General features: G+C 30.3%; 15 protein-coding genes. 10 read left to right on the forward strand and 5 right to left on the reverse strand.

Going from position 1 to position 14,324, the window contains the following annotated elements; all coding sequences use genetic code 11:
• Positions 1-75: 75 nt before the first annotated feature.
• Complete coding sequence (locus tag BVC87_RS13330; protein WP_394331638.1) at positions 76-2,250, reverse strand: S9 family peptidase; 2,175 nt, start codon at positions 2,248-2,250, stop codon at positions 76-78.
• Positions 2,251-2,314: 64 nt separating this feature from the next.
• Between BVC87_RS13330 and BVC87_RS13335 the strand changes: the two genes are divergently transcribed.
• From BVC87_RS13335 to BVC87_RS13360, 6 genes are all read left to right on the forward strand, one after another.
• Positions 2,315-2,638 (forward strand): YbaB/EbfC family nucleoid-associated protein, encoded by a 324-nt coding sequence (locus tag BVC87_RS13335; protein WP_075342886.1) that lies wholly within the window; start codon positions 2,315-2,317, stop codon positions 2,636-2,638.
• Positions 2,639-2,698: 60 nt separating this feature from the next.
• Entirely contained in the window at positions 2,699-3,685 is a 987-nt protein-coding gene (locus BVC87_RS13340; protein WP_075342887.1) for a hypothetical protein, read from the forward strand.
• 22 nt (positions 3,686-3,707) lie between these two features.
• Positions 3,708-4,007 carry a DUF2752 domain-containing protein gene (locus tag BVC87_RS13345; RefSeq protein ID WP_075342888.1) on the forward strand — a complete coding sequence of 100 codons (300 nt, stop codon included), beginning with the start codon at positions 3,708-3,710 and terminating at the stop codon, positions 4,005-4,007.
• 13 nt (positions 4,008-4,020) lie between these two features.
• On the forward strand, positions 4,021-4,356 hold the full coding sequence (locus BVC87_RS13350; protein WP_075342889.1) for a CCC motif membrane protein: 336 nt from the start codon (positions 4,021-4,023) through the stop codon (positions 4,354-4,356).
• Between the two features lie 83 nt (positions 4,357-4,439).
• The gene (locus BVC87_RS13355; RefSeq protein ID WP_075342890.1) at positions 4,440-4,853 is read left to right on the forward strand and encodes a lipocalin-like domain-containing protein; all 414 of its coding nucleotides are present in this window, start codon (positions 4,440-4,442) and stop codon (positions 4,851-4,853) included.
• 143 nt (positions 4,854-4,996) lie between these two features.
• Positions 4,997-7,975: an AAA domain-containing protein gene (locus BVC87_RS13360; RefSeq protein ID WP_075342891.1), complete on the forward strand. Its 2,979-nt coding sequence runs from the start codon at positions 4,997-4,999 to the stop codon at positions 7,973-7,975.
• 70 nt (positions 7,976-8,045) lie between these two features.
• Here BVC87_RS13360 and BVC87_RS13365 read toward each other — a convergent pair whose 3' ends face one another.
• From BVC87_RS13365 to BVC87_RS13380, 4 genes are all read right to left on the reverse strand, one after another.
• A complete protein-coding gene (locus tag BVC87_RS13365) occupies positions 8,046-8,234 on the reverse strand; it encodes a hypothetical protein (protein ID WP_075342892.1) in 189 nt (62 codons plus the stop codon).
• Between the two features lie 156 nt (positions 8,235-8,390).
• Positions 8,391-9,671 (reverse strand): ornithine--oxo-acid transaminase, encoded by a 1,281-nt coding sequence (rocD, locus tag BVC87_RS13370; protein ID WP_075342893.1) that lies wholly within the window; start codon positions 9,669-9,671, stop codon positions 8,391-8,393.
• A 141-nt stretch (positions 9,672-9,812) separates the two neighbouring features.
• Positions 9,813-10,196 (reverse strand): DUF6768 family protein, encoded by a 384-nt coding sequence (locus tag BVC87_RS13375; RefSeq protein WP_075342894.1) that lies wholly within the window; start codon positions 10,194-10,196, stop codon positions 9,813-9,815.
• The gene (locus BVC87_RS13380; protein WP_159439357.1) at positions 10,183-10,734 is read right to left on the reverse strand and encodes an RNA polymerase sigma factor; all 552 of its coding nucleotides are present in this window, start codon (positions 10,732-10,734) and stop codon (positions 10,183-10,185) included. Before BVC87_RS13380 ends, BVC87_RS13375 begins: the two co-directional genes overlap by 14 nt.
• Before the next feature lie 219 nt (positions 10,735-10,953).
• Here BVC87_RS13380 and BVC87_RS13385 point away from each other — a divergent pair, with 219 nt between their 5' ends.
• From BVC87_RS13385 to BVC87_RS13400, 4 genes are all read left to right on the forward strand, one after another.
• On the forward strand, positions 10,954-11,307 hold the full coding sequence (locus BVC87_RS13385) for a hypothetical protein (protein WP_075342896.1): 354 nt from the start codon (positions 10,954-10,956) through the stop codon (positions 11,305-11,307).
• A 119-nt stretch (positions 11,308-11,426) separates the two neighbouring features.
• Entirely contained in the window at positions 11,427-12,878 is a 1,452-nt protein-coding gene (gene rlmD, locus BVC87_RS13390) for a 23S rRNA (uracil(1939)-C(5))-methyltransferase RlmD (RefSeq protein WP_075342897.1), read from the forward strand.
• Between the two features lie 6 nt (positions 12,879-12,884).
• Positions 12,885-13,394: a DUF6452 family protein gene (locus tag BVC87_RS13395; RefSeq protein ID WP_083629460.1), complete on the forward strand. Its 510-nt coding sequence runs from the start codon at positions 12,885-12,887 to the stop codon at positions 13,392-13,394.
• Positions 13,369-14,127 (forward strand): DUF6048 family protein, encoded by a 759-nt coding sequence (locus tag BVC87_RS13400; protein ID WP_075342898.1) that lies wholly within the window; start codon positions 13,369-13,371, stop codon positions 14,125-14,127. The genes BVC87_RS13395 and BVC87_RS13400 overlap by 26 nt, the downstream gene beginning before the upstream one ends.
• Positions 14,128-14,324 lie beyond the last annotated feature (197 nt).

Genomic DNA, 14,324 nt, shown 5'->3' on the forward strand with positions numbered 1-14,324 from the left:
AATATACTTAATATCGAGTGTACTAATAATTTTATAATACCATTCACATTCACTCAATCGAGCGCAAAAATATAATTATTTTTCTAACTTACCTTCTAAAGACAGTAAGAATGTGTATTCTCTAGCAGTTTCTTTTAAAGCATCGAATCTTCCTGACGCTCCTCCATGACCAGCTTCCATGTTAGTATGTAAAAACAGTAAATTATCATCTGTTTTTAACTCTCTTAATTTCGCTACCCATTTTGCAGGTTCCCAATATTGCACCTGACTATCATGTAATCCAGTAGTTACTAGCATATTTGGATATCCTTTTGCTTCTACTTGATCATAAGGAGAATATGTTTTAATGTAATCGTAATACTCTTTATCATTAGGATTCCCCCATTCGTCATACTCACCTGTAGTTAACGGAATACTATCATCTAGCATTGTAGAAATTACATCAACAAAAGGAACAGCTGCAATAACTCCATTATATAATTCTGGATTCATGTTTACAATAGCTCCCATTAATAAACCACCTGCAGAACCTCCCATTGCATATAAATGTTCTGGTGAAGTATAACCGTTATCTATTAAATACTTAGAACAATCTACAAAGTCGTTGAATGTATTCTTTTTATGTAACATTTTGCCGTCTTCATACCATTCTCTTCCTAAATATTGACTTCCTCTAATATGTGCTAAAGCAAATATAAATCCACGATCTAATAAACTTAAACGTGTAGTTGAGAATCCATCAGGAATTGTATATCCGTATGAACCATATGCATATTGTAGTATAGGAGTATTCTTATCAATCTTCGTATCCTTTCTATGTACGATTGATAATGCTACCTTTTTCCCATCTCTAGCAGTGACCCAAATTCTCTTGCTTACATAGTTCTCTTTATTGAACTTTCCTCCCAATACTTCTTGCTCCTTTTTAATCTCTTTAGATTGATCTTTCATATTGAAATCAATCACAGAACTTGGAGTAGTCATTGAGTTATAAGAATATCTGATCACATCAGTATCGAAATCTGGATTAGAGTACACTCCAGCAGAATATGTTTCTTCATCAAATGGCAAATAATAGTCTTCTTTACCATCCCAACGCTTTATTCTAATCTTAAATAACCCGTTGTTTCTCTCTTCTAAAACTAAATAGTCCTTAAAAATTGAGAAATCTTCAAAAAACACATCCTCTCTATGAGGAATTACATCTACCCAATTCTCTTTAGTAGTTTTGTCTTCAGGAGTTTTCATCAACTTAAAGTTAGTTGCTCCGTCTTTATTGGTTTTTACATAAAAGTGATCTCCGTAGTGTGCAATATCATATTCTAAATCACGCTCACGTGGTTGAATTACACGAAATGTACCACTTGGATTATCAGCCTCTAATACCTGATACTCACTAGATACCGTACTATAAGAACCAATTACTATATATTTTTTAGATTTAGTTTTCGTTACAAATGTTCCGAATGTATCATCTTTCTCTTCAAAGATTAATACATCTTCACTTGCATCTGTTCCTAAAACATGTTTGTATATTTTAGAACTACGTAAGGTAACAGGATCTTTCTTGGTATAGAATAATGTTTTATTATCATTTGCCCATACACTACCTCCAGTAGTATTTTCTATTTTATCAGCATAAATTTCTCCTGTTTCAAGGTTTTTTATTTTGATAAAATATTGACGTCTACTCACTGTATCCGTAGCAAAAGCTACTAATTTATTATCCGGCGAAACATTCAATCCACCTAACTGAAAATAATCATGTCCTTCTGCTTCTTTATTTACATTAAACATGATTTCTTCATCAGCTTCTAAACTTCCTTTTTTTCTAGAATAAATAGGATATTGTTGACCCTTTTCATATCGAGTAATATAAAAATAGCCATTACTTTTATAAGGCACAGACTCATCATCTTCTTTGATTCTACCTTTCATTTCCTCAAATAATTCTTTTTGAAAATCATTGGTATACCCCATTACATCTTCAAAGTATTTATTTTCGGCATTTAAGTAATCATATACTTTTTGAGTCTGCTCGTCTTTATTTTCAGCATTTTTTTGTGCATCAGTTAAACGCATCCAAAAATAATCATCGACTCTAACATCTCCGTGTTTCTCTAGTTTGTGAGCTTTTTTTTCAGCTACAGGCATAGTATCAATATTCTTCATCTTTCCTTTTTTGCAGGACGCTAAAATAATACTTAATGTAATACCAACAGCAATACTTTTTATTAGATTTTTTCTCATCTGGTTAAATTTTAGAGCCGTAAAATACTAATTTTGCATAGAATTTTTTATAAAACAAACAGTTATGTTCGGAGATTTATCAGGAATGATGGATAAGCTTAAACAAGCACAACAAAAAGTTGAGGAAACTAAACAGCGTTTAAACTCTGTTTTAATTGATGAAAGTGGTGCAGATGGTAAACTAAAAGTTACAGTTACTGCCAATAGAGAAATAAGAGCTATTAATATAGATGATAGCTTATTACAAGACAATGAAGAGTTAGAAGATTATTTAATCTTAACCTTAAATAAAGCCTTAAAAAGAGCTGGTGAGATAAATGAGCAAGAAATGGCGATTGCTGCTAAAAGTGGAATGCCAAATATTCCAGGAATGGATATGTTTAAATAATTTTTACTTATTAAAAGAAGTAAAAAATTACATTTACATTGTAAAAAACTAAAAATAACAATGAAAAAATTAAGTTTATTATCTCTTCTGATAGTATTATTTACTAATTGCACAAATGAAAATGATCTAACAAACCAAACCTTTGTAGGTAAAGTAAAATTAACTTCTCAAAAAGAAATTGAAGACTTTGCCTCTAAAAATTATACTAGAATAGATGGATCTCTTTCCATTGTTGATCAACCTGTAGTTAACCCACATTCAAAAATTGCAGATATTTATGATTTATCTCCTTTAAATAAGATTGAAGAAATTACAGGAAGACTTACTATAATCAATAATGATAAAGTTACTGAGATTAATGGTTTTAATAACACGGTTATAAAAGGAGGTGTGCGAATTGAAAGCAATACTAATCTCCAAAGAATTATCGGTTTTAATAATATTCTTGATGAAAATCCTAAATATCAAGATGGATCAATTATCTATGTATTTATAGAGTACAACTATAACCTCCAAGAAATAAAAGGTTTTAATCAAATTGAAAAATTAAGTGATATACAAATACTTAGTAATCCAAACTTAAGAAAAGTTGAAGGATTTAATCAATTAGAAACTTGTTTAAGTATTTTTATAGATCAAGTTTCTATAGAAAAAATGGATGCTTTTACACAATTAGAATCAGTATCTGGTCGAGTACGTTTAAGTAGTACAAAACTAATAAACTTTGATTTTCTAGCTAACCTTAAAGAGATAGGATATTTAGAATTATTTTTTAATGAAAATTTAAACTCTTTAAAAAGTTTTAATAAGTTAAAAACATGTAATTCCTTAGAGATTTCCTTTAATAATTCTTTAGTTGATTTAAACGGGTTAGAAAATTTGAACACTTTACAATATGTAAAGTTTAAAGAGAATATCAATCTAACTAATTACTGTGCCATATTTAATCAATTGCAAACCTTTTACGAAAATGGCGGAGTTTATTTTGATGGAAACAAATTCAACCTTAGCTATAATGATATTAAAACAGGAAAATGCAGTCTTTAACATTTAAGTAATAACTAATCCTATGCAAGTAAAACCAGAAAATCACATGCTAGCATGCCCAAATAAAAAATTATTTGGTGTAGATTGCCCTGGTTGTGGTTTTCAAAGATCAGTTATTATGGTTTCAAAAGGCGAATTCTCTAATGCATTTCAAATGTTTCCTGCCGTGTATTCTACTTTAGCTTTATTACTAGTTGTTGGTCTCCATTTTCTTTTAAAAAAGAAAATCACTTTAAAGTTAATACTCATAATTGCTATACTTAACGTATTAATTTTAATTATTACCTATATTGCGAAAATGAAAAACTTATTTTTAAATTAAAAAATTTTACTCCATGTTTGAATTTGAACAAAGAAATTTACCCAATGCTACTGCCGTTTTAATCTTAGGAATACTGTCTATTTTGAGCTGTATATGCTATGGTATCTTCGGTGTTATTTTAGGAGTTGTAGCTCTTGTTTTATTTAAAAAAGATAAAGCATTATATGATGCAAATCCTAGTATCTATAGTAACTATTCCAACTTAAATGCTGGACGTATTTTGGCAATCATAGGTCTTGTATTAAGTATATTATATCTAATGATTATAATATGGATGTTCGCGTATATTGGTTGGGAAGCTTTTCAAAATCCAGAATTAATGCGAGAAAAATTGGAGCAATTACAATAACCTACTCAATAATTAAGATTCTAATTTAAAATAAATCTTAATTCGATACAATGTATTTTTGCCGCCAATTTAAAAAAGTAATAATGAAAAGATTTTTAATTTTATCTCTGGCGGCTTTAAGTTTTTTATCATGTTCTGATTCTGATGATACTGAAAAAGCAGATAATTTGGACCCTATTATAGGAACATGGAAATTAGAAAAATTAGTAGAAACAGATACTAATGGTGATGAAATTGATGGTACTAATACATGTACTACTCAATCTAAGTTAGTATTCAATGCTAACGGAATTACAACATCTGAATTAGTTGGTGGACCAGATATGGATGGAAAATGTCAGTCAGATGGAGAAAAAACGGGAACTTGGCTAAACAATGGTAATAATGAATATCAAGTTTTAGAAGAAGGAGAAACTACCCCTGAAGTTTTCACTATCACATTTGAAGATAATAACACTAAATTTACATCAGGCTCTGTTACTTGGAGAAAACAGTAAATAAAGTTATTTACCATATTTAATAAGCGAATTTAAATTGAATTAAATTCGCTTTTTTGTTAATAAAACTAAAACAACAAACAGATTTTCTTTTCCTAATTATATTATTTTCGCCATCTTTTATAAGATTAAGGGGGATTATAATGAATGATAAAAACTGGCTACAGTACTATAAAAATAGTTTAACAGACAGCGAGAATTTAGCTGTAGATATTGCTAAAATTAAAAACTTACAACATCAAAACAATTCGGATCTTAGCAATGCTTTTATCAATGCTAAACAAGCCACTCAATTAATTGATGCGGAAGAAAGAAGAATTAATAGATTACGCGGTATTCTAAAAAAAGATAGTAGTCAATGGCATGAAATTGATAGCACTAAAATACTAATTGCCCCTTTTCATTTAGAATACCAAACCGATAATGCAAAATTTAAACAAAGACAAATCCACCCTTTTTGGATTTATGCATCCGTAAATCGATTAGGACAATTATCTGCACCTAAAGATATATTTCCATTAATCGTTCGTAATTATATGACTCCTATGGCGGATGTAAAAAATGATTTCATTTTTACTTCCATAGATACTGTTTTAGATGCTAGAGAAATTGAACCTCCTGTGCCTGAAGACGAAAATGATGTTGTGCCTTGGGATGAATATTGGAATTACATTAATGAAGTATTTGAAGCCATAACGTTTAAGAATTTATCGCATTATAGAGCTGAAAAATACACTACTCAATATAAGTTGACTTATTTTGCAGTAAGTTCTAAAATTTCAACAGCTAAAAGTATATTATTCCTGTATGAAAATTTATTGGATTATGATGAGGAACTACCATTACTTTCTAAAATTATCAATCCTTCACAAATTGAAAAAAGAGATGCCATTACAGATGATGATTTTTTGAATTATAACCATTTACATTTGGGTCAAATGTCTAATCAGTTCCCTTTATCTGTTAGTCAACGTAAAACATTACTTTCTTATTTAGCAGCTAATGAAAGTTCAGTTACTGCCGTGAATGGTCCTCCAGGAACTGGTAAAACCACATTATTACAAAGCTTGGTAGCTACTGAAGTTGTTAAAAGTGCTATTATTGGTGAAGAACCTCCCATAGTATTAGCGTGTTCTAACAATAATCAAGCTGTAACCAATATTATCGATAGTTTTATTAATTCAGCAAGTAGCTTGGTAGAATTATCTGAACGATGGATACCTGACTTTAAAGGATATGCTACATACTTACCTTCTAGTGGTAAAAATGAAAAATATTTAGGGGATATCAATTTCTTAAAAGGAAATTTATTTGGTCATGAAGGAACATTATGTAATCTTGAAAACGACGAATATTTAGAAGACGCAGAATATTATTTTCTAACAAAATATTGCGACTATTTTAATGTTGAATGTGACGATTTAGAAGATGCTATTGAACACATACAAGATGAAATTGTAATTATAGAAGAACTATTGATAGATAGTGTTGATTACCCAAATAACTATCTAAAATCAATAGAATATCTCAATAAACGACTCATACATCAAGAAGATCATATTGATCGTGATCATCTCAATATTTCGAAACTCACAACTTGGAGAACTACTTTAAATGAGTTGAAAGCGGCTTATAAAAAACCGGATTTTCTTTCGCTGATTGCGCAATATTTTAAAGCAGATACTACAGAATTTACAGAAAATCAAGAACAATATATTTTTAAGGCATATGAAAATACACTTAATGATAAAGAAAAAGCCAATCAACTACTTAAAGAGCTTATCAATAATTTAAACATTGCATTACAAGCTAATTTAAAACTGAAAGATTGGAGACGAAAAACGAACATTCAGAATTTCCCTATTCTAAAAGAAGATGAATTATGGGCTTCTGAATTTGAAAAACTCAACTCTAAAAACCCAACACCTCGTTTTTATTATGACGAGTTGGATGTTTCCTTACGTCATAAGGCCTTTTTATTAGCTACTCATTATTGGGAGGCTCGATGGCTCATTGCAACTAGAGAGATGTTAGAAGAAGATACTGAACGAGGAACTGGAGAGCAATCTATTATAATAAAATGGAAACGAAGAGCTATGCTAACTCCTTGTTTTGTTGGTACTTTTTACACAGCTCCAAGTCATTTCATATATAGTCAATATCAAGGTGAAAATGAAAACGGGAAACCAATTTTTGAGTATTTCCCTTTGTATAATTTTCTCGATTTATTAATTATTGATGAAGCTGGACAAGTTACTCCTGAAGTTAGTATTCCTGTATTTGCCATTGCTAAAAAAGCTTTTGTAGTTGGTGATTTAAAACAAATTGAACCCATATGGTCTATTCCTTCTAGAATAGATAAAGGAAATTTATCTAGTCTGAACATTATCCAACAAGAACAAGATATGCGTTATTTGGAAGACCTAGGTTTTTTGGCCTCTAATGGATGTATTATGAGAATGGCCCAAAATTCTTGTGAATTTGAAACACCAATCAATAATACCAAGGAACAAGGATTGATTTTATTAGAACATAGACGATGCAATGATGAAATCATTAATTTTTGTAACGAATTAGCGTATGGTGGTATTTTAAAACCTATGAAAGGTAAAGCTAGAGAAGGACAAGCTTTTCCTTCTATGATGGCGTATCATATAGAAGGCATCAGTGAACGAAAATATAATAGCCGTCAAAATATTCAAGAAGTAAAAGCTATTATTACTTGGTTACAACAAAACAAAGAAACAATACAAGAGGCCTATGATGTTGAGCAAATTGAAGAGGTCTTAGGAATTATAACTCCATTTGCTAGCCAAAAAGGTGAACTTTCTAAAGCCTTACTTGAAGCTGGTTTTAAAGTTAACAATATCAAACTAGGTACAGTACACGCTTTACAAGGAGCGGAACGCAGTATCATCTTATTCAGCTCTGTATATACTAATGAAGATGAAGGCACAATGTTCTTTGAAAAAGATAACAAACCAAACATGTTAAATGTTTCAGTTTCTAGAGCTAAAGACAGCTTTATTTTATTTGGAGATACTAGAATTTTCGATGAGACTAAAGATACTCCTTCAGGGGTATTAAAAAAACATCTAAATATTTATGAAATGGCTAACTAATAATTAAATTTCTATTCATAAAGAAGCTGTCAGATATATAAATATTGTTTATCTGACAGCTTCTCATTTTTTATAATAATACACATTCTTTAAATCCTCTTCCATTATCTAGACAAAAATAATCTCCTATATAACCGTCTCCTAAAAAGAAACAGTCTCTTATAGTATTACAAGGCACTATACCTCTCATTCCTCCATTAATTATTTGCTGTTGTTTTTTATTTAACTTTTTTCCTAACGCTAAAATGTTTTTTTTCATGATATATTAAATTTAATAGGTTAATACCTTAAATTTAAGCAAGATCCTTGTAAAAAACTGACAATTAATGATTTCCTACTGTAAAAAGTGGAAATCATAAGCATTTCATGAGGAAAACAAGTAATACAAAAAAAGCGACCTAAAGGTCGCTTTTTCTTATGCTTCGTATTCTAAAATTGTTTTCTTAATAATAGAAATACAATCTCTTAATTGTTCTTCGTTCATTACCAATGGTGGTGCAAAACGAATAATATTTCCGTGAGTAGGTTTCGCTAATAATCCGTTATCACGTAATTTCATACAAATATTCCAAGCTGTTTTACTGTCTTCAGTATCGTTAATTACAATAGCGTTTAACAACCCTCTTCCTCTAACTAAAGTTACCAATTCAGTTTCTTCAACTAACTTACCTACTTCTTCTCTAAAAATTTCTCCCAATCGGTATGCGTTTTCAGCTAACTTCTCTTCCTTAACAACCTCTAAAGCTGCAATTGCTACTGCTGCGGCAATTGGATTCCCTCCAAAAGTAGAACCATGATTACCAGGGCGAATAACATTCATTACATCATCATTAGCTAAAACAGCAGAAACAGGGTATGCTCCACCAGACAATGCTTTCCCTAAAATTAATACGTCAGGTTTTACATCTGGAGTATTAGAACAATTCTTATTATCGCAACTACAGTTACCACAAGTTGCTAATAATCTACCTGTTCTAGCAATCCCAGTTTGTACCTCATCGGCTATAAATAATACATTATGCTTTTCACATAGCGCTTTAGCTCCTGTTAAATACCCTTCAGAAGGCACATAAACACCTGCTTCACCTTGAATAGGTTCCACTAAAAATGCAGCTACATTTGTATTGTTTTCTAAAGCATTTGCTAAAGCTTCTAGATTATCATATTCTATTTTAATAAATCCTTCTGTATATGGACCAAAATTTTCTCTTGCTACTGGATCGTTAGAAAAAGAAATAATTGTAGTTGTTCTTCCATGGAAGTTATTTTCGCATACAATAATCTGTGCTTCATTTTCAGCTATTCCTTTCTTCTCATAAGCCCATTTTCTCGAAATCTTTAAAGCAGTCTCTACAGCTTCTGCCCCAGTATTCATTGGTAATAACTTATCAAAACCAAAATATTCAGTAGCATACTTTTCATATTGCCCTAACATATCATTGTAAAACGCTCTAGACGTTAATGTTAACGTTTTCGCTTGCTCAACCATTGCATTCACAATTTTCGGATGGCAGTGTCCTTGATTTACTGCAGAATACGCAGACAAGAAATCGTAATATTTCTTACCTTCTACATCCCATACATACACACCTTCTCCTTTACTTAATACCACAGGTAAAGGGTGATAGTTGTGTGCTCCGTAATTGTTTTCTAAGTCGATTGCTTGCTGTGAAGTTAATTTTTCTAAAACAGCCATTTCTTTAATTTTTAAAAATGTATAAAATAACCATTCCTACTATACCTTTATTCTTTCGAGAAATCGAAAAAGCAGCGTGGGAGAGAAATCATCCCTAAAAGAGGGTGCAATTTATTAAATACTTAGTGCTTTTATACAATCTTAATCAGATATTTTTCCAGATAAAGATGAAACTTGTAATTCTAAACGTTTAATTTCTCGTAACAACGCTCTTTTATCCATTTGCATCCAAGTATAAAATTTCAACATAGATGAGGCCATTATACTCAAAGCTCCAAAAATTCCCCAACGAATTAATTCATTAGTCTCTTCGGTATTAAAAAACTGAATCGCACAATAAACAAACACTACAAACCAAATCAACTGTACAATACTAATTGTAATTGTCATCCATCTATTTTTTCCTTTAAAAATACCAAACATCATTTGGAAAATGTTCTGCTCGTTCAATTCATCATAAAACTTTGCTTCTTCTTCACTTAACGTTTCTTTTATCAACTCATCTATTTCTCTAAAATTTTTCATTTGTTTTATATTTAATCATTGTTTTCTTTAATAATTCTCTACCATAGAACAATCTGGATTTTACAGTTCCTAAAGAGATTCTAAGTAATGTGCTAATTTCTTTTAACGAGTAACTTTCTACATAAAACAACTGTAAAACCTCCTGATGTTCTATACTTAATTTTTTAATTTCTTTTAATAATTGATTTTTGACTTCATTATTAGAAGTACTATCTTCTGTGGTAACTTGGAATGTGTTTTTATATTCTTCGTTCTTTTTATCTATCTTTTTTTGAAATCGTAAAAAATCAATTGCTTTTCTATTTACTATACGTATTGCCCAGTTTTTAAATTTTTTAGGATCTTCTAATTTTTGTAATTTGTTATATACTATAATCCAACTCTCTTGAGCTATATCTTTAGCTAAGTCAACATCCTTAACATACCAATATCCTAACTTACAAAATGACACATGCCATCTTTTTACCAGCGATACAAATGCTTTATTATCTCCGGATTGAAATGCTGAAACTAATTCTGCATCAATCTCTTTGCTCATGTTCTTCATAGATTAAACTTCATAACATAGACGTATAAAATGGCAGAAGGTTCATTTATTTTTAAAAATTCCTGTAACTTTTTTATAACAAGCACTAACTCGCATCATTTCTCGGTGACTTTTAAGTCGTTTTTTTGTCTAAAAAATAGAAACCATAAAAAAAACAGTATATTATAGCCGTAAAATATTGAATATATTAACAATTTAAACCCCAAAATCATGAAATTATTCAAAAAAATCGTCCCATTTTTTTTAATTGTAGCAATGGCTTTTTTTCAAAGTTGTTCTGGTTGTGATAATGAAAACCCAACAGCTAGAGTTACTAATCAAGGTACAGATGAGGTAAGTGTTCAGGTAAAAACTACAGGAGGAAATACCGAAAACATCAATAACATAGAATCTGGACAATCTTCACCCACAACCAGCTACTCACCAGGGGAAATCACCTACACTGTAGTACTAAAAAGTGGAACAGAATTAGTTAAAACAGTAAATGTTAACTTTTGCGAGGACTACGTAATTATTGTAAAAAGCGACAATACCATAGACATTACTACTACTCCGAGAGACTAAAAGATTTCTAGAAAAAATAACAAGACCACCTAAAAAACTTTTTTGGTGGTCTTTTTTATTACATTTTAGGCATTAAACCACCAGTATTTTCTAATTTTGCATTCCTTAAACAGTAAGTAATGCCAAGAAGAGAACGCAATAAATTTGTGAAACGAGGAGAAATCATTGAATTATTAATTGAAGACTATGCCTTCGGTGGAAAAGGAGCTGGTAGAATTCGTTCAGAACTAGGTGAATTTGTAGTTTTTGTGCATAATACCTTACCGGGTCAGTTAGTTAAAGCTAAAGTAACAAAGTCTCAAAAAAGCTATGCAGAATGTAAGCTAATTGAAGTAATAGAAGAATCTAAAGATGAAATTGCTACAGATTTTCAGGAAATTCCTGGAGCGCCGTATATTAAATTACCTATTGAAAAGCAACATGAATACAAGTATAGTAGTACTATGACATTATTCAAAAAATTTGCAAAAATAGATGATATTGAAGCTTATTTTGATGAATTTGTAACTTCACCAAATGTATACCATTACAGAAATAAAATGGTGTATAGTTTTTCTGCTATTGGTTTTGACGCAGCAATAAATTCAGATGTAGATGAATTTACATTAGGTTTTAAAAGACGTGGTGTATGGTGGATGGGAGAAAACTTAGATAAAGACAGTGGTCTTTTTGATGCAGAGTTAGAAAATAATTTAAAAAATATTAGACAATATTGCGAGGCCACAAATCTAGAACCATGGCACGGACCTCGAAAAGAAGGATTTTTTAGACATCTTATTGTCCGTAAATCATATAAAACTGATGAACTTTTATTCGGATTAACAACTACATCTAAAGAATTATCTAAGTTTAGTGTTAAAAAATTTGCAGACTACTTAGTGGAACTATTTGGAGATCGTGTTGCAGGAGTTTTACATATTATTAATGACGATATTGGTGATAGAGATATACCAACTAATGGTAGTACAAAATTAATCTACGGTAAAAATAAAATAGTAGAAGAGTTATTACACTTGAATTTTGAAATCAGTATGGAAAGCTTTTTTCAAACCAATCCTAAATCAGCAGAAAAATTATATAGTAAGGTTGTTGAATATGCTTTAGAAAATAAAGAAGCTATTGACAATACTGTAGTCATGGATTTGTTTTGTGGAACAGGAACCATCGGTCAAATTTTAGCATCTAATAGTAATAACACAAAAATAATTGGTGTAGATATTGTAGCTTCTGCCATTGAAGATGCGAAAAAGAATGCTCAAAGAAATCATATTGAAGGAGTTGAATTTTACGCTGCTGATGTAGGCAAGTTTTTAACGGAACATCCTCAATATAAAAATAAAATTAGAACTATAATTCTCGATCCAGCTAGAGCAGGAATTGCTCCAAAAACACTTAAAAAAATCATAAATCTAAATGCAGATAGAATGGTTTATGTATCTTGTAACCCAGCAACACAGGCAAGAGATACAGAGCAATTAAATGAAGCAGGATACCAAATAAAAAAAATCAGCTTAGTAGACCAGTTTCCTCATACTGCCCATATTGAAACTGTTGTTTTGTTTGAAAAATAATACTAGATGAAAATTATTAAAATTTTATTCGTCGTACTAGTACTATCCATAACTAGTATCACTTTTTTTTCTTGTGAACGAGACGATTTTTGTGTAGAAAATCCAGTAACACCTAATCTTATTTTACGTTTCTATGATAAGGATAATGTTGACAATCTAAAAGAAGCTATGCGTCTATCAATTACAGCACAAGGATTAGCAGCAGGTGATAGCATACACCAAAGTATAACTACGGATAGTATAGCTATTCCTTTGAACTCATTAACTAACGAAACAGTATTCATATTAAAAAGAAATCAAACCGACAGTGATGTGGGGATGGTTGGTAATGAAACAGCCACTTTAACTGTAAAATACATGCCCGAAAACGAATATGTTTCTCGTTCTTGTGGGTATAGAGTAATTTATAATAATGTTACTCTTGAAAGAGATAATGGTTGGATAAGTAGATTATCTGTAAATGAAATAGAATCAATTAATTCACAAATAAATGCGCACGTTAACATTTTTCATTAATTGTTTTTTCTTATTGTTTCTTGTTAATAGTTATTCTCAACAAAAAACAACGCAACAAAAATCGTCTAAACAAAAAATTTCTAAAAAGAAAGATACTTCTAAAGATACCATAGTTTATAAAACAGGATATGGGTTGCGTTTAGGGATAGATTTAAGTAAACTAGGTTTAAATTTTGTAGATAAAAGTTATACTGGGATAGAAATTGTAGGTGATTATAGAATATCTAAACGATGGTATATTGCTGGTGAAATTGGACGAGAAGAGGAAATTACATTTGAAGATTTTACCACTTCAACATCTAAAGGAAACTATATTCGTTTAGGAGCTAACTATAATACCTATACGAATTGGTTAGACATGAATAATGAAATCTATGTAGGTGGTAGATATGGATTTGCGATTTTTGAACAAACATTAAATAGTTTCACTCCAAATGTTTCTACTGGAAGTACTACAAGCGATATTTTTTTTCCTACTGTTCCGCAAGAAGTTAATATTTCAGAATCTGGTTTAACTGGACACTGGTTTGAATTTCAATTAGGAATTAAAGTTGAAACATTCAAAAACTTATTTATGGGGTTTCATGGAGCTTATAAAGTAGGACTTAGTATAGATGATCAAACTAACTTTAAAACCTTATATTTCCCAGGATTTAACACGGTTTTCGAGAGTAATACAGGATTTGGATTCAACTATACACTATCTTATTTAATTCCATTTGCAAAAAAATAAATATAAAGAAGTGGCTTAATTTTTCTAATTAGCTAAAAGATTACTCGTTTATATCTATATTTTATCTTTTCTCTTTCCTATCTCTCATTTTTGGCTTGGAAAGTCTCTATATGGATATAAAATCATTAATTTTTAGATCAATTCAAAAAGTTTAAATCACTTCATTGAAAAATAAGTGCTTTTTTATTAATTTTATA

This window comes from Tenacibaculum agarivorans (assembly GCF_001936575.1).
Classification (GTDB): domain Bacteria; phylum Bacteroidota; class Bacteroidia; order Flavobacteriales; family Flavobacteriaceae; genus Polaribacter; species Polaribacter agarivorans.

Coding starts and splice junctions, on each gene's coding strand:
- BVC87_RS13355 (WP_075342890.1), top strand. CDS start 4,440: ATGAAAAGATTTTTAATTTTATCTCTGGCGGCTTTAAGTTTTTTATCA.
- BVC87_RS13360 (WP_075342891.1), top strand. CDS start 4,997: ATGAATGATAAAAACTGGCTACAGTACTATAAAAATAGTTTAACAGAC.
- BVC87_RS13380 (WP_159439357.1), bottom strand. CDS start 10,734: ATGAGCAAAGAGATTGATGCAGAATTAGTTTCAGCATTTCAATCCGGA.
- BVC87_RS13335 (WP_075342886.1), top strand. CDS start 2,315: ATGTTCGGAGATTTATCAGGAATGATGGATAAGCTTAAACAAGCACAA.
- BVC87_RS13345 (WP_075342888.1), top strand. CDS start 3,708: ATGCAAGTAAAACCAGAAAATCACATGCTAGCATGCCCAAATAAAAAA.
- BVC87_RS13365 (WP_075342892.1), bottom strand. CDS start 8,234: ATGAAAAAAAACATTTTAGCGTTAGGAAAAAAGTTAAATAAAAAACAA.
- BVC87_RS13350 (WP_075342889.1), top strand. CDS start 4,021: ATGTTTGAATTTGAACAAAGAAATTTACCCAATGCTACTGCCGTTTTA.
- rocD (WP_075342893.1), bottom strand. CDS start 9,671: ATGGCTGTTTTAGAAAAATTAACTTCACAGCAAGCAATCGACTTAGAA.
- BVC87_RS13400 (WP_075342898.1), top strand. CDS start 13,369: ATGCGCACGTTAACATTTTTCATTAATTGTTTTTTCTTATTGTTTCTT.
- BVC87_RS13395 (WP_083629460.1), top strand. CDS start 12,885: ATGAAAATTATTAAAATTTTATTCGTCGTACTAGTACTATCCATAACT.
- BVC87_RS13375 (WP_075342894.1), bottom strand. CDS start 10,196: ATGAAAAATTTTAGAGAAATAGATGAGTTGATAAAAGAAACGTTAAGT.
- BVC87_RS13385 (WP_075342896.1), top strand. CDS start 10,954: ATGAAATTATTCAAAAAAATCGTCCCATTTTTTTTAATTGTAGCAATG.
- BVC87_RS13330 (WP_394331638.1), bottom strand. CDS start 2,250: ATGAGAAAAAATCTAATAAAAAGTATTGCTGTTGGTATTACATTAAGT.
- BVC87_RS13340 (WP_075342887.1), top strand. CDS start 2,699: ATGAAAAAATTAAGTTTATTATCTCTTCTGATAGTATTATTTACTAAT.
- rlmD (WP_075342897.1), top strand. CDS start 11,427: ATGCCAAGAAGAGAACGCAATAAATTTGTGAAACGAGGAGAAATCATT.